Source organism: Burkholderia cepacia (assembly GCF_001039005.1).
GTDB lineage: Bacteria > Pseudomonadota > Gammaproteobacteria > Burkholderiales > Burkholderiaceae > Burkholderia > Burkholderia theae.
The window spans coordinates 79752-98955 of sequence record NZ_LDWR01000096.1 but is presented as its reverse complement, the minus strand read 5'-3'; the positions used below and the strand labels follow the sequence as shown (position 1 = coordinate 98955).

Sequence of the window (19204 nt, the reverse complement as noted above, 5' to 3'; positions counted from 1 at the left end):
GGTCATGCCTCGACTGAAATCGGGTGGAAACGGAATGCGTCGTGCCGCACGGCGCGCGATGCCGGAACGTCGGGTTCGGGCGCCATCCGGCGCGCGAGCGACAGCTGAAACGCGTGCAGCGGCCCTTCGTGGAACGGCGAGAACGGGCCTGGGCGATAGCCGGGCGAGCGACGGCATGCCTGCATGCCCTCGATCATCGGAATGTCCTCGCGATTGATGCGATCCCAGTTCGTGCGCACGCGCATGCGGATCGCCTCCAGCGGATCGGATGCGTCGCCGGACGGCTCGCCGACGAAGAAGAAGTACACGTGCTCGTCGGTGGTCTGCACGTCGACCGGGTCGACCGTCAGCACGAACAGGTAGTCCGCGTGCAGGCCCAGCATCAGCGTCGGGCTCGCGAGCAGGTATTCGGCGCCGCGCGCGCGTTGCGGCGACAGCCCGGCGAACGTCGGCAAGCCGCCGTGGCCCGCGGTCGCCGCATCGTAGACGTCGGTGCCGACGCCGCAAAAATGATCGTCCACGACCGGATAGTGTTCGTTCCACAGCGACGCCTTGTTGAGCGCGGGATGAACGAACGGGTTGTGATAGCTGTCGAGAAAGTTCTCGACCACGAGCTTCCAGTTGCCGTGCACGCGATAGTGCAGCGCGCCGCCATAGTGCAGCTGCGAGAAGTCGTAGTCGTGCCAGCGCGTGTCGAGCGCGGCCAGCGTATCGGCGAGCGGTGCCGCGCGCCCGCCCGGATTCACGCAGACGAGGCCGTTCCAGCACGCGCTACGCACGCGATCGAGTTCGAGACAGGCGCGGCGCGATTCGTCCACGCGGTGATCGTGGATCCCGTTGAAGTGGCTCGCGCGTTCCAGCGAACCGTTCAACCCGTATCGCCACGCGTGATACGGACACCGGATCGAATTGACGTCGCTCGCCTGCTCGCTCACGAGCGGCACGCCGCGATGCTTGCAGATGTTGTGGAAGCAATCGAGCGTGCCGTCACGGTCGCGCGTCACGACGAGCGGCATGCCGGACAGCGTGACGGGCAGCACGTCGCCGGGGCGGCCGACCTGCCCGCTCGCGGCCGCGACGCGCCAGTGACGTTCGTCGAGCACCGCCAGCTCGTACGCGAAGATCTCGGGGTCGGTGTAGAACAGCGCGGGGAGCGATACCGCGTGCTCGAGCGGTTTCGCGAGATGCTGGGTGAGGACATGTTGATAGCGCTGCGCAGCCTGCATGAAGTTCCCCCTGTTGAGCCGCGCTCGTGCGGCCGTGACAGCGATCGTAGGAGAAACGTGCCGTCGCGACGGCTGCGATGCGAAACGGTGGCGATCCATCCGCACCGGACGGTGGCCCGATTCACGGGTGCACGTCATCCGGGCTGGTGTCTTGCCGCTCGGGGCGGCGAAGGAAACGTCGGGGTGAGCCGCTTCGGAGCTCGCGCGCGCTTCGCATTCGGCAACCGCCGTTCCGATGCGGCGGCTGTTTTCGCAACGCCTCCGCCTACATTCGTCCACATCCCATCACCCATTCCCCGAACGCCATGCGAGTGACGCGCACAGAGAATCCCGATTCCTCCCCGCGGGCCAGCGAAAGCGCTACCGATAACACGCGCCGTACGCCGACGCCGACCGTGGACACGGCCACGCAAGCGCAGATCCGATCGCAATTCCCGCCGTCTTTTCACGGGAAGCGCCGCCAGAGCACGGCGTCGCTGGAGACCGCGAGCGACGCACCGTCACCACAACGCTTTCGCGCGTCAGGCACCACGCCGGAAGCCATCGCAGGCGGACTCGGTGCGCCGGTTGCACAAGCGGCCGGCGCGTCGCGGCATGCCGTCGGTACGCCCGAGCTCGTCGGTCCGGTCATGATGACGAATGTCAGACACTATGCCGACGGAACCCACATGGGAGAAATTGACCCGCATGACGAGGACACCCGAAACGAGCTCATCAGTTTCCTGTTCGAAATAGGCGGGGACGATCGTGCCGCGCTCGCGTCCCGTTTCGAGCCTGACTATCCTCCCGACGCATTTGACCCGCGCATCTATGACGGCATGGTCGTCGCGGTCAAGGACGAGGTCATCGCGGGTTTCATGGACTATTCGGAAACGGAACTGCACGCCCCGGGGCAAGTTGCGCAGATCAATATCCTGGTTGCGAAGGAACATCGCGGGACCGATGTCGCAAGAAACCTCGCGAAACAAGTCGACGAGGCGCTGCTCGCCAAGGGCTTTCGATACAAGCTGTCCCGCGTATGGGAAAGCAATACGGCGCAGCTGGAGCGCAAGCGCCGTCGCGGTTGGCGGCCCGACCCGGCATTGACCGTCGCGGGCGACACGAAAGCGTTCTGGATCGCGCTGGATCCGAGTTTCGCGGACATTCCGCCGCCGAGGCGCGGCCCGGCCCGTTGACCGCTCCGGGCCGGCATGCACGCTGTATCGCCGGCCCGCGCGTCGTCGGGCTCCATCCAGTCGAGCAGATCGGCGAATGCCTGCAACGGGCCATGCCGCCGCGCTGCCGACAGGCGCTTGATCGGCGCTTCGTCCATCGGCGTACTTGAGCAGCGGCAAGTAGAAGCCGTTCTTTCGATGGAAAGCACGCCACGCTCGGCTCGCCTCGAATGCCAAAGCGACCCGTCATTGCGATGCACCGAACAATCGAATCACGACGCCGCGCAGCCACCGGTTGCCCGCCTCATGGTGATAGCGCGCATGCCAATGCTGCCGTACCGCGAAGCCTTCGACCGGGATCGGACATGCATGAACCGCCAGATCGCTCGCCTGAGCCAGTGTCTGGCCGATATGACGGGGTAGCGTCGTGATCAGGTCGGTCGTCTGGACGATCGCACCCAAACCCAGAAAACCCGGCAACTCCAGCACGACGTCTCGCTCGATGCGCGCCTGCCGCAGCGCCTGTTCGAGGAGTTGCGCCCCGGTTCCCGCCGTAATGGCGACATGTCCTTCGGAACGATACTGCTTTGCCCCGAGGCGACCGCGAATCCTCGGATGATGCCGGTTGGCCAGACAGACCCAGTCCTGGTCGTACAGCTTCTGCTGATAAATGCCGCCACCTAGCCAGGGCACATAGCCGATCGCGAGATCGGCTTCGCCGGATTCGAGCGCGCGTTCCGTATTGCCGTCGATCCGTGCGGCTTCCAGCCGGACACCGGGCGCCTGCGCCCGGACATGGGCCAGTAGCCTCGGAAGCAGCGTTATGTGGCTCGCGTCGGTCATGCAGATACGAAAGCGTCGCTGGGCCGTCGCCGGATCGAACGCGATCTCCCATGCGGTGAAGCGCCGCAAGGATTCGAGAATTTCCCGGCATGGCCCGATCAGCGCGTCGGCTTGCGGTGTCGGCGCCATGCCGCCGGGTGTCCGGATGAAGAGCGGATCGTGCAGATGCTCCCTCAAGTGCCCGAGCCAGATGCTGACCGTCGGCTGGCTCTGGCCCAGTTGCTCGGCTACGCGCGTGACGCTGCGCACGTCGTACAGGAGATCGAAAAGCTGAAGCAGCTTCAGGTCGGGCAGGTCGGCGGGCATCGTGGCGTTATTGTCCATGGCAATGACGTCATTGTATCCATTGCATTGTCGGCATGAGCGGCGACTCCTATCGTGAAGCCATACGTCAGCTTTGCATGGGACCAGAGTAAGGCGCCAAAGCGCCAACTCTGGTCGACAAAGGAGAAGCCATTGAAAATAGCAATTCTGGGTGCCGGCGCACTGGGCTGCGCGATCGGCGCCACCCTTACCCAAGGCGGCCACGAGACCTGGCTGATCGACCGCTCGCCTGCACACGTCGATGCGATGCGCGGTGACGGCCTGCGCGTCGACGACGCGGGCGGCACCCGCCACGTACGCGTCCACGCGACGACTCAGGCTGCCGATGTCGGCGTGGCCGACCTGGTGGTCGTGCTGGTCAAGTCGTTCCACACCGACGCGGCCATCCGCGGCGCCCAATCGCTGGTGGGGCCCGACACCACCGTGCTGTCGCTGCAGAACGGCCTCGGACACGAGGACATCCTGATCGACGTCGTCGGCCGCGAGCGCGTCCTCGCGGGCAAGACCTACGTCGGCGGCGTGCTGCGCGGTGCGGGTCATATCGAATCCGGCGTGATCGGCAAAGCCACCTATATCGGCGAACTCGACGGCCGCATCACACCGCGCGTGCAGGCGATCGCCGCCGCGTTCGATGCCGCCGGCCTCGCCACGACGATCAGCGACAACATCGTCGGCACGATGTGGGACAAGCTGCTGGTGAATGTCGCGACGGGTGCGCTGACGGGGCTGACCGGCCTCACCTACGGGCAGCTTTACGATGAGCCGCTGCTGAAGGCAACGTCGCTCGCGGCCGTGGCCGAGGCGATCGCGGCGGCGCAGGCAGCCGGCGTCAAGCTGTCGATGACCGATCCCGAACAGGCCTGGACGCTCGCCGCCGAGGGGCTGCCCGCGACCTTCAAGACGTCGATGCTGCAAAGCCTGGAGAAGGGCTCGATCACCGAAATCGACTTCATCAACGGTTCGGTCGTGCGCTGGGGGCAGCGCTACGGCGTGCCGACCCCGGTCAATGCCACGCTCGTCGCCTGCATCAAGGGGCTGGAACGCGCGATGGCCGATCGCCAACGGCAGGAGGCCACCGCATGAATGCCACGAAAGCCTATCTCGAACACGTTGCGATCTGGGTCAAGGACATCCGCTGGCACATCCGCTTCTTCGAGGACGTGCTCGGCATGACCCTGCGCGAAGTGGACGGCACGCTCGACGCGCCGCGGCAGTACTGGACGCTCGGCGGCCTGCAGTTCATCCACGCGCCGGAACACGATGGTCCGGAAGGCCGGCTCGCCCATCTCGGCGTGATGTGCGAAGACCTGGAGGCCGCGCTGGCCGCGGCGCAACGATTCGGCGTGACGGAGATGCCGCAGGGGCGGAACTGGCTTCGCCTGCCCGACGGGCTTGCCGTCGAACTGATCCAGGCCAGGCCGGCTTCCTGCGTCGCGCAGGCACTGGCGATCAACCCGCGCGCGGAGGCATGACCATGACGATCGTCGAGAAATACTGGGACGACGCCCGCGAGGGCGACACGTGCACGAGCCCGAGCTACGCCGTGACCAAGGCGCGCATTCTCGCGTACGCCGACCTCACCGGCGACCATACGCCCGTCCACGTGGACGAGGCATACGCAAACGCGAGCCATTTCGGCTGCCTCGTCGCGCACGGGCTGTTTGGCTTGTCCATCGCCGACGGCCTGAAGACGCAGAGCGACTATCGCTTTCTGCCCGGCATGTCGCTCGGCTGGAGCTGGGATTTCCTGCTGCCGATCAAGGTCGGCGACGTGCTGCACGTGAAGTTCCGCGTCGGCTCGATGCGGGCCAGCAAGAGTCGCCCGGATTGGGGCATCGTCGTACTGCCGTCGGAGCTGATCAATCAGGACGGTCAGGTCGTTCAACGCGGCGAGCATCGCCTGATGGTGCCGCGCCGCCCGGAGGCACGGTAATGCAGGCTCGCCCACTCGAAGGCATGCGCGTCGTCGACTACAGCCACTTCCTTGCCGGGCCGTATGTCGGGCGCTGTCTCGCGGCGCTCGGCGCCGAAGTCATCAAGGTCGAGCGCCCCGGGTCAGGCGACGCCGGACGCCAGCACGCGACCGTGCTCGACGACCAGCAAAGCGGCTACTTCCTGCAGCTCAACATGGGCAAGCGCGGCGTGAGCGTCAACATGAAGGACGCGCGCGGCAAGGCGTTCATGCAGCGGCTGTGCGACTCCGCCGACGTGTTCATCGAGAACTATCGGCCGGGCGCACTGGACAAGCTCGGGCTCGGCCATGCCGAATTGTCGGTGCGCAATCCGGGCCTCGTCTACTGTTCGATTTCGGCGTACGGGCATACCGGTCCCGATGCGCATCGCGCGGGCTTCGGGCTGATCGCGGAAGCCAAGAGCGGAATCATGCAGATGGTGGGCACGCCGGGCGAGCGGCCGCCGCTGCTGCGCATCTCGCTCGGCGACATGTACACCGGCATTCATGCGGTCGCGGCCATCAACGCCGCGCTGCTGGGGCGTGTGAAGAGTGGCCGCGGGCAACACATCGACATGGCGCTGTACGACACGCTGGTATCGATGCACGAATATGCGGTGCAGTGCTACACGCTGCAGGGCGTGCTGCCTGAGCAGACCGGGCACGACATGCCGACCTCGACGCTCTACGGCGTATTCCGTGCCGCGGACGGCGATCTCGTGATCGCCGCGCAAGTCGACGACGCGTGGAAACGCTTCGCCGAACTGATCGCGACGCACGGCGGCCCGGCCGGCTTCGGCGCCGACACACGGTTTCATGACAGCACCGGCCGCAACGCGCACCGCGCGGAGATTCTGTCGGTGGTCGAGCCGTGGGTGGCCGCGCGTTCCGTCGCGTCGGTGCTCGAACTGCTGGACGGCATCGACGTTCCGTGCGCGAAGGTGCAGCGCATCGACGAGGTATTGAACGATCCGCAGATCCAGGCCAGAGGCATGGTCGTCGAGCAACAGCATCCGCGCTACGGAACGCTGCGCCTGCCCAACCTGCCGTTCCGGTTTTCCGATTGCGATACGACGATACGCGAGGTCGCGCCCGATCTCGGGCAGCACAACGCGGAAATCGCGCTTTCCCTCGGGTTCGATTCGGCCGAAATCGACGCGATGCAGGCCGACGGCGTCCTCTATTCGAAAGCGAGCCAATGATGACCGACCAATATGCGGTGATCGGCAATCCGATCGGGCACACGAAATCCCCGTTGATTCACGGCCTCTTCGCGCAGGCGTCGCGGCAGGACATCAGCTATGCGGCCATCGAGGGGCCCGTCGAGCCGGCAGGCGCTTTCGCTGCCGCGGTTCGTGCGTTTTTCGAGGGCGGCGGCAAGGGCATCAACGTCACGGCGCCGTTCAAGCTCGACGCGTTCGCGATGTCGGACGAACGCAGCGAGCGGGCGCAGCTCGCGGGCGCGGCCAACGCGCTCAAGTTCGACGGCGGCCGCATCCTGGCCGACAACTTCGACGGCATCGGCCTGGTTCGCGATATCGAGACGAACCTCAATCTGCCGATGGCCGGCAAGCGTGTCCTGGTGCTCGGTGCAGGCGGCGCGGCACGCGGTGCGCTTTTGCCGTTCCTCGACGCCGGACCGGCTGAACTGGTCATCGCGAATCGCGACGTCGACAAGGCGCGCGCATTGGTCGCACAGGTTGCCGGACGCGGTCCGCTCGTTGCCGGCGGCTACGCGGACCTCGCGCGGATGGGGCGTTTCGACCTGGTCGTCAATGCGACGTCGGCCAGCCTGACCGGCGACCTGCCGCCGGTCCCGCCGAGCGTGTTCAGTCCGGCCGGCACGGCCTACGAACTGGCATACGGCAAGCGTCTGACGCCGTTTCTCCGGCTCGCGAAAAACGCAGGCGTACACGGAATGGCGGACGGCGTCGGCATGCTGGTCGAGCAGGCGGCCGAAGCGTTCGCGTGGTGGCGCGGCGTGCGCCCCGAGACCAGTTCGGTGATCGATCGGCTGGCCGTGCCCTTTGATTGAACACGCCATGGAGATTCGCATGAAGAAGATCCTGATGCTGCACGGCATCAATCACAACATGTTCGGCAAGCGCGACCCGGCACAGTACGGGACGCTCACGCTCGCGCAGATCGATGCACGGCTGCAAGGGCTCGCGGAGGAACTGGGTGTACAGGTGGACGCGTTCCAGACGAACAGCGAAGGCGCGATGTGCGAGCGCATTCATCGCGCCTTCGAGGAACGCCAGGATGCGGTGCTGATCAACGCGGGCGCATGGACGCATTACAGCTACGGCATTCGCGATGCCCTTGCCATCCTCACGTGCCCGATCGTCGAACTGCACATGTCCAACATTCATGCACGCGAGCCGTTCCGGCATCACTCCGTCCTGGCCGAGATCGTCAGCGGGCAGATTTGCGGTTTCGGTGTCCAAAGCTATCTGCTGGCGCTGAGGGCCGCGGTCTCGGCGCTCGGCGACGAATAGGCCGATTCCCGCATCGGCTGCCGATGCGGGGCCGACGCACATGCGCAACCGTTCCCGGGTGCCCGGCGTTGCGCACCGCGGTTGTTCGCCGTGCATCGTATCGATGGGCCTCGGTCAGGTCACACAACGGAGTCGATACATCGGGCAGTGACGACTCCCCGCATCACCCGCGTTGCCCGGCACACATATCAATATCTGGAGACCACGATGACCACGACCTTGCGGGACGAGCCCCGGGGCAGGCACCAATCGAGAAAAGCCGCCGTCAGCGGCTGGATCGGCTCGGTGCTCGAATACTACGATTTCTTCATCTACGCCACGGCATCGGCGCTGATCTTCCCGCAGATATTCTTTCCGCACGGCAGCCCCACGACAGCCATCATCGCGTCGCTGGCCACTTACGGTGTCGGCTATGTGTCCCGCCCGATCGGCGCGTTCGTGCTGGGCCATCTCGGCGACACGCGCGGACGGAAAACCGTCCTGCTTTTCTGCATGTTCCTGATGGGAATCTCGACCGTCGGCGTCGGCCTGCTGCCAACCTATCAGCAAGCCGGGCTGCTCGCGCCGGCGTTGCTGGTGGCGCTTCGCCTGCTGCAGGGTTTCGCCGTGGCCGGCGAGATTACCGGCGCGAGCTCGATGATCCTGGAGCACGCGCCGTTCGGTCGGCGCGGATACTTCGTCAGCTTCACGCTACAGGGCGTGCAGGCCGGGCAAGTGCTGGCCGCCGCCGTGTTCCTGCCGCTCGCCTACACCATGCCGTCCGCGCAATTCGACAGCTGGGGCTGGCGCATTCCGTTCCTGCTGAGTGCGCTGGTCATCGTGGCGGGGTTGATCATTCGCCGCCAGGTCGACGAGTCGCCGGCCTTCGATGAAGCAGTACGCAACCGGTCGCAAGCCGGCTCGCCCGTTGCCGACGCTTTCAGGCACCACTTTCCCGATATGGTGCGCGTTGCCTGCATGTCGATGATGAACGTGATTCCGGTCGTCGCCACGATCTTCGGCGCAGCCTATGCGGTCCAGCCGGCGTATGGAATCGGATTCCAGAAAGATATCTATCTCTGGATCACGGTGGTGGGCAATATCGTTGCGATGATCGTGATTCCGTTCGTCGGCAACCTGTCCGACAAGGTCGGACGCCGGTCGCCGATCATCGTCGGCTCGCTGGCGGCCGGCCTGCTCGCGTTTGCCTACCTGTATGCGATCAGCATCCGCAACGTGCCGCTCGCATTCGCGATGTCGATGCTCATGTGGGGGGTGGTGTACCAGGGCTACAACGCCGTATTTCCCGCCTTTTACCCGGAACTCTTCCCGACCCGCACGCGCGTCTCGGCGATGGCCATCGCGCAGAACCTCGGTACCGCGGCCACGGCGATGCTGCCCGCGCTGTTCACGGCGGTCGCGCCGCCCGGAGGACACCACGTCTGGCTGATCGTCGGTGCGATCGCGTTCGGCATCACCGTGATTGCGTCGCTCGCAGCCGCGAGCGCACGCGAGACCCATCGTGTTCATATGAACGACCTGGGGCGAGCGAACGCGCAACCGGTCGACAAGGCAGAATACGACCGGCTGCGCGTCGATGCGATGGCGCGCCATCGCATCGTGCGCGAACACGTGCCAGGATCCGTCGGCAGCTAGCCAGTACTCGACGGGGCGTCGTGTTCGGCGCCCCTTCCGCCGAGCATTTCCAGCTTGCTGCTGCGCCCTCACTGGCAGAGCGAACTTGCGTTGCCGCTGTCTTCACCCGATGCCCGATACCGTGCCGAAAACCGTCATGCCGGACACCACGCGCCCTGCTCGCCTGAACTTCGCGCTCATGTTGCCGCTTCTGCTGGCGGCCCAGCCGGTGGCGACCGACAGTTACCTGCCGGCGCTGCCTGAAATCGCCGCAACGCTGGGGGCCGCCAGTATCAGCCTCACGGTTTTTGCATTGATATTCGGTATCGGGCAATTGCCGATGGGCAGTCTTTCCGATCGATTCGGCCGCCGTCCCGTCTTGCTGACCGGCCTTGCGCTCTATGCGCTGGCAGCGCTGGCAGCTGCGCTCGCTTCCAGCGCCGCAATGCTGGTGGCCGCTCGTGCAATGCAGGGCTTTGCCATGGCCGCGATACTGGTATGCGCACGCGCGACGGTGCGCGACCGGTATTCGGCGGCCGACGGTCCGTACGTGATGGCGCGCGGTTTCATGGGAATGGGGATGATGGCGTTCCTCGCGCCGATTCTCGGTGCGTATGTCACGCAGCAGGCCGGATGGCGATGGGTGCTCGCAGGGATGAGCCTGTATGCGTTCGGGCTGCTCGTCATGTGCTGGTACGGCTTCGAGGAAAGTTTCTCCAGAATCGCGTCGAGCCGGGGCTCGACCCGGGACGTGCGCGAAATATTCGGCAATGCCACGTTCAGGGTATGGGCGCTGCTGGCCGCCTCGACGTACACCGGCATGTTCTGCTTTCTATTGCTTTCTCCCGCCATCTACATCCGGCATCTCGGCCTGTCGCCCCAGCGATATGGCTGGATACCCGCGAGCGGTACGCTCGTCTATGTCCTGAGTACGTATGGCTGCCGCCTGTTGCTGCGACGTCAAAGCATGCTGCGAACGGTGCGACAAGGTGCGGCGTTGAGCCTGTCCGGCGCAGTGATTCAGGCATTGGGGTGTTCGCTGCTTCCCGGAAGCATCTGGCCGCTGCTCGTGGGGCATGGCGTGTATTGCCTCGGCCACGGAATCCATCAGCCATGCGGGCAAGCAGGAGCGGTCGGTGGTCTGCCCCACCTTGCAGGCCGCGCGGTATCCTGGTCCGGCTTCATCATGATGTTCTTCGCTTTCAGCGTGGGGCAGACAGCGGCGGTTTTCACCGATCCGCGCTATCAGCTGGGCGCGTGGCCAATGGTGGTTCCGATGCTCATCGTCGGCGTGATGCTGGTGACGATTGCGTTTGCGTGGCTGCCAAAAATCATCCACGAGACTTTGGTCGCTACAACGGTTCCGGCACGTGCGGCGGATATCGCGCATTGAATTGCCGGGAAGCGACCTTGCCTGACGGTTCGCAAACCGCGCGTGCCTTTCGCAATCGCAACCGCGCCCGAACATCGGGCGACGTAGTGTTGGGTCACGCCATCTTCGTCAGCCGGGCCTACACCATGTCGTCTTCGATTCGTTCCACGTCGCCCGTCGCGTCGACGCACCCGCCTCAGCCGGACGCGGCGCCGGGCAACACCCCGCCGAACCGGGCCGCGAGCCCGTCAAGCGCCGCTTCCCACCGTGCGTCAACGGAATTTCCCGCGCTGAAGCCGCGCGGTTCGACCGATGCGTCGGCGTCAGGCGCGCGGCCGCCGGAGTCGCTCCCCGCCGACGGCACGGGCAGCCTGCGTCGCGTGGACAGCACGGTCCTCGACGCGCACCGGTCGCGCCGCGCCAGCGCGGCATCTTCCATCGAGATGGACCACATCGCGCCCGAAAACGCCGCGGCGACATCAACGACGTCAACCTCGTCAGCCGCATCGGTCACATCCGCATCGACAGCATCGACGGCATCGGCCGGCAACGAAGTCAGCTTCACGATGCCGCCGCCTTGCGGCGGCCCGCTGACCCGGCACGAGGACGGGCGCTTGCGCTGCGAGCAGGATCGAGGCGCGCAGGGCGTGCTGAACCTGCTGTCGGAACTCGATCCGGACACCGTCAGGAACCTGGATCTTCCGCCGGGCGCGACGATCCGCATCGAGTGGGACGAGAACCTGCCGCAGCAGATGAGCTCGTTCATGCGGCTGGCGGGCGGCGATGTGCTCCTCGCCACCGATATGCTGCGCGACGCGATCGCAAGCGGCGCGTCCGCCTTCACGCCGCAGGCGCGCATGCCGGGCAGCGATCAGCATCCGTCCGATTTCCTGCGCCATCTCGGCATCCGCATTCACGTGACGCCGGACCACGGAACCGGCGCAGGCCTGCAGTCCATCCTGGAGCGGCAATACGACGACCCGGCGAAGCACGCGCGTATCGCGCAATTCCGGCATGATTTCGGCGCGATGTCGCTGCTGTCGCTGGCGAACAACAAGCAGTTCACGAAGCAGCTCGCGTACGGCGTCGGCGCCAGCCTGACCGGCACCGGAACGATCGGCGCCACCTTCGACTACGGCATCTGGGACAACGTCAAACGCTCGATGAGCGAAGCCGCCGTGGCGAAATTCGGTCCGTTGCTGGATTCGCTGACGCCGCTGTTTGCCGAAACGTTCGACTCGATGGTCATCTCGCGACTGCTCGAAGTGATGAAGGGCGGCAACTTCCTGCCGGAGAATTTCGGCGAAGCGTGGGACACGCTGAAAGACGCCGCCTACTCGGGCGCGATCGCCGCGATCGGTTCCATCGCGAACAACTACGTGCGCGAACTGGCCAGCGCGGCGCGCCAGGCCGGCCATACCGAGACCGCCGCCGCGCTGCTCGTGGCGAAGCAGTTCACCAACCTGCTGGCGACGTGGATGTCCGGCGCGATGATCCCGCTCGAAGTGATGGGCGACCACAACGAACTCGTCGACGCGAAGATGAACCTCATCGAAACCGGCGTGATTCCGCGGCCGGACGTCGCAGACGTACGCACGCACGTCAGCGAATCGACGCTCAACACGATCCGGGCCGCGCGCGGCACCGGCTCCGCGATTCGGTCGATGGCCACGGGCGGCGAAATTGCCGCGACGATCGGGCTGCTACTGTCGATCCTGGAACACCAAGGCGTCATTTCCAGTTCGTTCGAACAGCTCATCACGCTGATGTATTCGACGCCGACCGAGGTCCTCAGCATGACCGCATCGATGGCGGCCGAGAAGTGGGTCGGTGCCGACGGCGGCAAGGAGAACGCCCGCATCACCACCGACGCCGGCAAGCAAAGTGCGATGCTGGCGCGGATCTCCGATCACGAAGCGACCACCCTCGACGATCTCGACCGCATCGCGAGACCGGACGGCGAGCGCAATGCGTCGCTCGGCCATGCCGTCACGCAGGCGCTCGGCACGGCCATGGGCATCGTCGACAAGGGCGCCGATCTCGGCATCCGGTACGCCGGCGCGGGCCTGACTCGCGTGGGCAATGCGCTGTCGCCGATTGCCGACATACCGTATGTCAGCCCAGTCCTGACTTCGGTGGGAAACGGGCTGTCCGGCACCGCCCAGTACGCGTTCGAGCATGCGCTCAAGCCCCTTGGCCAGGGCGTGCAAGCGGTCTCAGGGGCCGCCTACCGGAACGCATTGAAACCGGCGGGACAAGGTATTGCGCGGGCCATCGACATGGCGAGCCCCGTGCTCGATCCGCTCGGGAAAGGCGCGGCGACCGTCGCAACGGGCGCCGGGCGTCATGTGGTCAAACCGGTTGCCAATGCAACTGCGGCGACATTCGATACCGTCGTGCGCGCGCCAGGTGCCGTCGTCGGCGCGGGCGTGACGGCGTTCGATCAGGCTGCGTCGTCGGCGACCGACGCACTGAGCGGCGCCATGCGACGGCGTCGAGCCCCGCGGGACACCGAGCCGTCCGGGCCGGATCAGGTCTGACGACGGGGCCGTCGAAGCACGTACGGCCCAACCGCAAGCGCGCTTCGCAACCCGTCAAACGTCAATGGCCCGAGGTCAACACACTGACCTCGGGCCACGAATTTTCCGCAGGTACCGGGCTTCACGATCCTTGCCCGGCACCCCTGGCCATTCGACGCAGCGCGACCTACATCAGAACTGATAACCCGCGCCGACCACCGCGCCGAAGTCCGAGCGGGTGTTGCCCGTCACCGACGCCTTGACGACCCAGCGGTTGCTCTCCGTCACGTACGAGTACCCTGCCGCAAAGCCCTGCTGGCCGTGATAGTTCGAGGTCGCCGCCGACACCATCGAGCGGCCCGCGCCCGTCGGTTGCGGCAGACCGGCCACCGCCATCGCCGACGCGACACCGCCGTACATGTCCTTCTTCAGGTCGTTGAACGAGTTGTACACCTGCCCGATGCGCTGGTCGGTGTAGTTCTTCGCCTGCGTCGAAGCGGACGTAAGGTTGTCGTTCAGCTGCTGCACGTTCACCGCGTCGGTCGGCGCCGTCCCGGCCGCGACGTTCGTGATCTGGCGCTCGCTGCCCTTCGCGCCGACCGAGAACGAATTGTCGCGATCGGCGACCGAACCCTGACCGACCGCCACCGCGTTCTTGCCGGTTGCCGTCGCCGTCGACCCGATCGCGCCCGCATCGGCGCGCGCGATCCACGTCGTGTTCGCGTCGGTTACCGCCGCGCGGATCTGGTCGTTGGCCGCCACGTTCTTCAACGCGTTGTTGAACTGGCCGACGTTGACCGCATCGTTGTCGTTCACGCCCGCCGCGACGCCGGTCAGCGTGCGGTCGCCCGCCGTGCCGGAGAAGTTCACGCTGGTGCCGCCGGTGCCCTTGCCGACAGTGATCGCGCCGTTCGGATCCTGCTGCTGCACGAGGCCGGCCTTGCCGTTCGCGATGTTGGTCACATTACCCTGCAGGTTCGAGATGTCGGTCGTGTTCTTCGAGACTTGCTGGTTGGTCGCGTAGAGCTGCGAGCCGTTCACCGCGTCCGTGCTGGTCGCGCTGAGCGTGCCTGCCTGCACGTTGGTGATGCGCGTGCCGCCGGCGCCGCCGAGCGTGATTGTGCTCTTCGAGCTGTCGTCGTACTGCACCGCGAGCGCGCCGAGCTGGTTGAGGTTCGACTGCACGCCCTTCAGCTGCTTCACGTTCACCGCGTCGGTATCGCTGGTGCCCGCGGCGACGTTCTTGAGCACGACGGCCGAGTTCGCGTCGCCGCCGACGAGCGACACCGAATTCAACCGGTTGCCGTTCGTGTCGACGTCGTACTTGACGACGTTCTTCACGGCTTCGCCGGTCTGGTTCGACACCTGCGTGATCTGCTGCTGCAGATCGGATTTCACGCCCGACAACTGGCCGCCGTTCACGGCGTCCGTGCTGCCCGCGGCGACGTTGCCGTCGGCCACGTTCGTCAGCTTCGTCGGAGCACCGCCGCGCGCCGCGCTGTACGCACCGAGTTTCGGGTCGAACTGCAGCGCGTCCTGCTGCAGCCCGGCGATCGCGGCGGTGTTGCCGGCGATGTTCGTTTCCGCATTGCCGAGGCGCGTTTCGTGATTCTCGAGCGTCGTCGTGTTGCTGCCGACCCGGCCGTCGAGGTTCGTCAGCGCGTCGCCGACATTGTTGAACGAGCCGCCGCCAACCTTGTAGGACGGTGCGCTGATCGAGCCGTCCTGGTTCGCCGTCGCGCCACCGCCCAGCGCGGCCGCGGAGCCGTCGATCGCACGGCGCAATTGCGCGCCGTTCACCGCGTCCGTGCTGCCGGACGCCACGTTGCCTTCCGCGACATTGGTCACGCGCACCGGGTTCCCGCCGTTGCCCGCGCCGAGCGAAACCTGCCGCTTGCTCGCATCGTCGTACTTCACGGCCAGCGCATCGAGCTGGCTCGTGCCGTTCTGAACCGCCGCGGTCAACTGGTCGACGTTGACGGCATCCGTGCCCTTCTTGCCGGCCGCGACGTTGCTGATGAGTTGCGGGCCGTTGCCACCGTGGCTCGCATCGTAGGCGCCGAGGCTCGGGTTCCACTGGAGCGCATCCTGCTGGAGCGCGGCGATGTTGCCCGTATTCGTCGTCACCTGGTTGCCGAGCGTCGTGATCGACTGATTGAGCGTGCTGGTCGCCTTGCCGAGCTGGCCCACGTTCACGGCGTCGCCCGCGGCAACGCCGTCCGCAACGTTGTGCAGGCCGACCGGCGCCTGCGCGCCCGTGCCGCCGAGCGTGACGCCGCTGTGCTCGTCGTCGTCGTACTGCACGGCGTTCTTCGTCGCGGCGCCGATCTGGCTGGTGATCGACGTGCTCAGGTTGCCGAGCGTCGTGCTGAGGTTGTTCGTCACGCTCGTGCTGAGCGATGCCAGGCCGCCGTTCAGTTGCCCGACGTTGACGGCATCGTGCACGTCCTTGCCGTCCGCGACATTGTGCAGCGTGGTGCCGTTGGGGCCGGCAAACGTCACCGAGTCGAACCCGCTCGGGCCGTCGTACTTCACGTTGCGCGTATCGGCCGCCTGCAGGCTGCCGATGTTCGACGCCGCCGTGCTCAGCGACGCGTTGATGCCGGTAACGCTGCCCTGCAGGTTCGTGATGTTCGAGGCCGCCGTCGAGATCGACGTTTGCAGCGGCGCGACACTGCCCTTCAACTGGCCGACGTTGACCGCATCGGTATCGGCGACACCGGCCGCAACGCCGCCGATCGTGGTGCCGTTGCTGCCGTCGAGCGCGATCGCCGCATGCGAGTTGTCGGTGTACTTCACGACGTTCTGCGTGGCCGTCACGATGCTCGTGCTGAGGCTGTTGCCCACATTGGTCACGCGCTGGTCGACGTTCGAGATCGTGGTCGACAGCGAATTGCCGACCGACGTCACACGCGCATCGACGTTGCCGATGCCGGTGCTGAGCGTGCTGTTCACGTTCTTCAGCTGCTGGACGTTGACGGCGTCCGTATCGGCCGCGCCGGCCGCGACGTTCTTGAGCTGGCGTTCTTTGCCGAGCGCGCCGAACGACACCGCGCCGCCGACCGGTGCGGCCGTGCCGCCGAACACCGGCGTGCCGCCGTTGTTCGCGCCGACGCTGCCCGAGCCGATCGCCACCTGGTTGTTGTCGTTCGTCTGCGCGCCCGCCCCGATCGCCACGGATTGCGTGCCGCCGGCGCGCGTCTGCGTCGCCGCGTCATACGCAGCGCCGCTCGAGACGCCGTCGCTCGACGTCGGATTCGCGCCGCCGATCGCGATCGAACGATCGCCGCTGGCCAGCGCCGAATGGCCGAGCGCGATCGAGCTGGTGCCGTGCGCATCGGCGACGTTGCCGATCGCCATCGAGAAATCGCCGATCGCGGCGGACTGACGGCCGACCGCCAGCGCCGTATTGCCTTGCGCCACCGCCACCGTGCCGATCGCGGTGGACGAGTTCGCCAGCGCCTGCGAACCGACACCGATTGCGATCGCGCCGCCGCTGCTGGTGCCGCCGTTGCTGCTCGCGTTCGACTGGTCGCCGATCGCGATACCGCTGGTGCCGGCCTTGGCATTCGTCCCCTGCGTCACGTTCGCGGTGCTCACCGCCACGAAACTCGCGCTCTTCGTTGCGACACAGAGCGGGTTCGTCCCGTCGATGCACTGGCCGTTCAACGCGTTGTCCGGGTTGCCGCGATCGACGAAATTGTCCGCATGCGCGGCTCCCGCGATCAGGACACCGGCACCCGTGAACATGGCGGCGGCGAGCGCCGAAATCTGCTTCCTCTTCATGGTCTTCTGCTCCGTTTTGTAGCGTCTGGTTTGAATTTGGACTACTTACTTTTATCGACAGCTTCGACTTCGATTTCGATTGCGACTTCCGTGCGGAACCTGATTCCGATACCCGGTTCGACCTTGTCGAAGGCAGCACGTATCGGCCGTCCGTATCGACAGGGCGTTCGAAGGCCCGGGCACGCCGTTCGTTTGACGGTCCGTTCCGTTAATTCGACAACTCAATTAGCAATGCAGATTGTTATTTATGGACGAGCTATCCCCCGACTGAATCCGGAGATTCAACCCGCCGTTATAAACAACCCTGATTCGATGCCGCGCGGACCGCGACCCATCCCGTTTCTTTTAATTCATCTCGGCAGCATCAATTGATGCTTCGGACCTGGGTCACACAACGTCCGTCACGATTCGCCGTGCCTTCCGTTTTCTTGCGTCACCCCTCGTTCAAGTCGGACGAATTATGAGACACGATCTAAAATTATTGAAGGCAACATTCTTTATAGATTGTAAAATTCAATATATTCAATGAGTTGCGTAAAATATAGATATCTCGCAAACGTTTTACACCCACCGCGATTAATCCAAATGTTTTTAGAAGCGGATAAATACTTTGCCGAAGCGGATTCAAATTAAATACCACCAAACAAATCGTTGCCGGAAAACCGCCCTACCGTGCGATTCCGCACCAAACACACACGCAAGTCACGGGTATTGACCAACATCAACGGCCGAAACTTCAGGCGCGATCCGCAGCATATGGCGAATAATCGTGGAAACGGAATGAAGTGAATAGAGCCGACCCATCTGGCGGGAATCGAAATATGCTCCTACAATTCCGCTCGCATCGATACCGGCAGCCGCGTGCATTCCAGGCGCGACGACGGCAACGCTCCGCGTCTTTACCGGCTCAGTGATCAGAACAACGAACGCCAGGTAACGCGCCGACCGGTTGCCCGTCGCGCAGTCCGGCTCAATCCGATTGTCGATGCGAGCGTGCGACGCGTGTGCGCGTCGTCATGGAGCAGCTTCCCAGGATTTCCCCGAACCGGGCCGGCCACCCGCGGGAACGCAGCCAGCATTATTTCCAGAACAGGTGCACGATGCCTCCATCGATCTCCGCATTGAGTGACGCCCATATCCTGATCGTCGACGATCAGCCCGACCAGCTGCATCTGCTGATCGACATCCTGCGCAGCACGGGGTGCCGCATCAGCATCGCATTCGACGGGTCGCAGGCGTGCCAGCGCGCCCAGGCGCTGATGCCCGACGTGATCCTGATGGATGTGCGCATGCCGCGCATGGACGGATTCACCGCGTGCCGGCTGCTCGCCGCCGATCCGCTGACGAGCGCGATTCCGGTCATCTTCCTGACCGTGGCCGGCGAACTGCACGAACGTCTCGAGGGGCTCGAAATCGGCGGCGTCGACTATGTGGTGAAGCCGTTCGAGCCGGCGGAAGTGCTTGCACGGATTCGCGTGCAGCTCGCGCGGACGAAACGCGACCGGCCCGCCGATGCGGAAAGCCCGTTCGCCGCCGGCAAGGACGACGACATCATCGTGCGCGCGGCGATCCGCCACCTGTCGCGCACGCTGAACGATCCGCCGACGGTGGAGCAGCTGGCGCGCGCGGTCGGCACGCATGAAAAGCGGCTGTCGCGCGCGTTTCGCGACAATCTCGGCCAGACGGTGTTCGAGTATCTGCGGGTCGAGCGGCTGCGGATCGCGCAGGATCTGCTGGATTCGACGTCGCTCAGCATTGCCAGCATCGCGAAGGAAATCGGTTTTTCCACGCCGGCGAATTTCGCGACCGCGTTCCGCGAACGTTTCGGCATCACGCCGACCGAGTGGCGGCGCCAGCGCCAGGCAGGCGGGCGCGCCGCGACCCGGGAACCGCAACGCGACGCGTAGGCCGGGTTCG

General features: G+C 65.4%; 13 protein-coding genes. 10 read left to right on the top strand and 3 right to left on the bottom strand.

What is annotated here, in order from left to right; all coding sequences use genetic code 11:
* Positions 1-2: 2 nt before the first annotated feature.
* Positions 3-1226 carry an aromatic ring-hydroxylating oxygenase subunit alpha gene (locus VL15_RS37405; protein ID WP_053077786.1) on the bottom strand — a complete coding sequence of 408 codons (1224 nt, stop codon included), beginning with the start codon at positions 1224-1226 and terminating at the stop codon, positions 3-5.
* A gap of 395 nt (positions 1227-1621) precedes the next feature.
* Here VL15_RS37405 and VL15_RS37400 point away from each other — a divergent pair, with 395 nt between their 5' ends.
* Entirely contained in the window at positions 1622-2401 is a 780-nt protein-coding gene (locus VL15_RS37400; protein WP_048251922.1) for a GNAT family N-acetyltransferase, read from the top strand.
* Between the two features lie 225 nt (positions 2402-2626).
* On the opposite strand, the gene VL15_RS37395 is transcribed toward VL15_RS37400, so the two are convergent.
* Positions 2627-3547 (bottom strand): LysR family transcriptional regulator, encoded by a 921-nt coding sequence (locus VL15_RS37395; protein WP_048251921.1) that lies wholly within the window; start codon positions 3545-3547, stop codon positions 2627-2629.
* Between the two features lie 132 nt (positions 3548-3679).
* Between VL15_RS37395 and VL15_RS37390 the strand changes: the two genes are divergently transcribed.
* The 8 genes from VL15_RS37390 to VL15_RS37355 all read left to right on the top strand — a co-directional run bounded on the left by VL15_RS37390 (position 3680) and on the right by VL15_RS37355 (position 11003).
* Positions 3680-4630 (top strand): ketopantoate reductase family protein, encoded by a 951-nt coding sequence (locus tag VL15_RS37390; protein WP_048251920.1) that lies wholly within the window; start codon positions 3680-3682, stop codon positions 4628-4630.
* The gene (locus tag VL15_RS37385; protein WP_044848449.1) at positions 4627-5019 is read left to right on the top strand and encodes a VOC family protein; all 393 of its coding nucleotides are present in this window, start codon (positions 4627-4629) and stop codon (positions 5017-5019) included. The genes VL15_RS37390 and VL15_RS37385 overlap by 4 nt, the downstream gene beginning before the upstream one ends.
* A 2-nt stretch (positions 5020-5021) precedes the next feature.
* On the top strand, positions 5022-5480 hold the full coding sequence (locus VL15_RS37380; protein ID WP_048251917.1) for a MaoC family dehydratase: 459 nt from the start codon (positions 5022-5024) through the stop codon (positions 5478-5480).
* On the top strand, positions 5480-6700 hold the full coding sequence (locus tag VL15_RS37375) for a CaiB/BaiF CoA transferase family protein (protein ID WP_048251915.1): 1221 nt from the start codon (positions 5480-5482) through the stop codon (positions 6698-6700). Before VL15_RS37380 ends, VL15_RS37375 begins: the two co-directional genes overlap by 1 nt.
* Positions 6700-7533, top strand: a complete 834-nt coding sequence (gene aroE / locus VL15_RS37370) for a shikimate dehydrogenase (protein ID WP_048251948.1) — start codon at positions 6700-6702, stop codon at positions 7531-7533. Before VL15_RS37375 ends, aroE begins: the two co-directional genes overlap by 1 nt.
* A gap of 19 nt (positions 7534-7552) precedes the next feature.
* Positions 7553-7996 (top strand): type II 3-dehydroquinate dehydratase, encoded by a 444-nt coding sequence (gene aroQ / locus VL15_RS37365; RefSeq protein WP_048251947.1) that lies wholly within the window; start codon positions 7553-7555, stop codon positions 7994-7996.
* Positions 7997-8203: 207 nt separating this feature from the next.
* Positions 8204-9631: an MFS transporter gene (locus VL15_RS37360; RefSeq protein WP_048251913.1), complete on the top strand. Its 1428-nt coding sequence runs from the start codon at positions 8204-8206 to the stop codon at positions 9629-9631.
* Between the two features lie 136 nt (positions 9632-9767).
* A complete protein-coding gene (locus VL15_RS37355) occupies positions 9768-11003 on the top strand; it encodes an MFS transporter (RefSeq protein WP_048251946.1) in 1236 nt (411 codons plus the stop codon).
* Positions 11004-13693: 2690 nt separating this feature from the next.
* Here VL15_RS37355 and VL15_RS37340 read toward each other — a convergent pair.
* Positions 13694-17287: a YadA family autotransporter adhesin gene (locus VL15_RS37340; RefSeq protein ID WP_048251908.1), complete on the bottom strand. Its 3594-nt coding sequence runs from the start codon at positions 17285-17287 to the stop codon at positions 13694-13696.
* A 1100-nt stretch (positions 17288-18387) separates the two neighbouring features.
* Between VL15_RS37340 and VL15_RS37335 the strand changes: the two genes are divergently transcribed.
* Positions 18388-19194, top strand: a complete 807-nt coding sequence (locus VL15_RS37335) for a response regulator (protein WP_048251906.1) — start codon at positions 18388-18390, stop codon at positions 19192-19194.
* Positions 19195-19204: the final 10 nt, after the last annotated feature.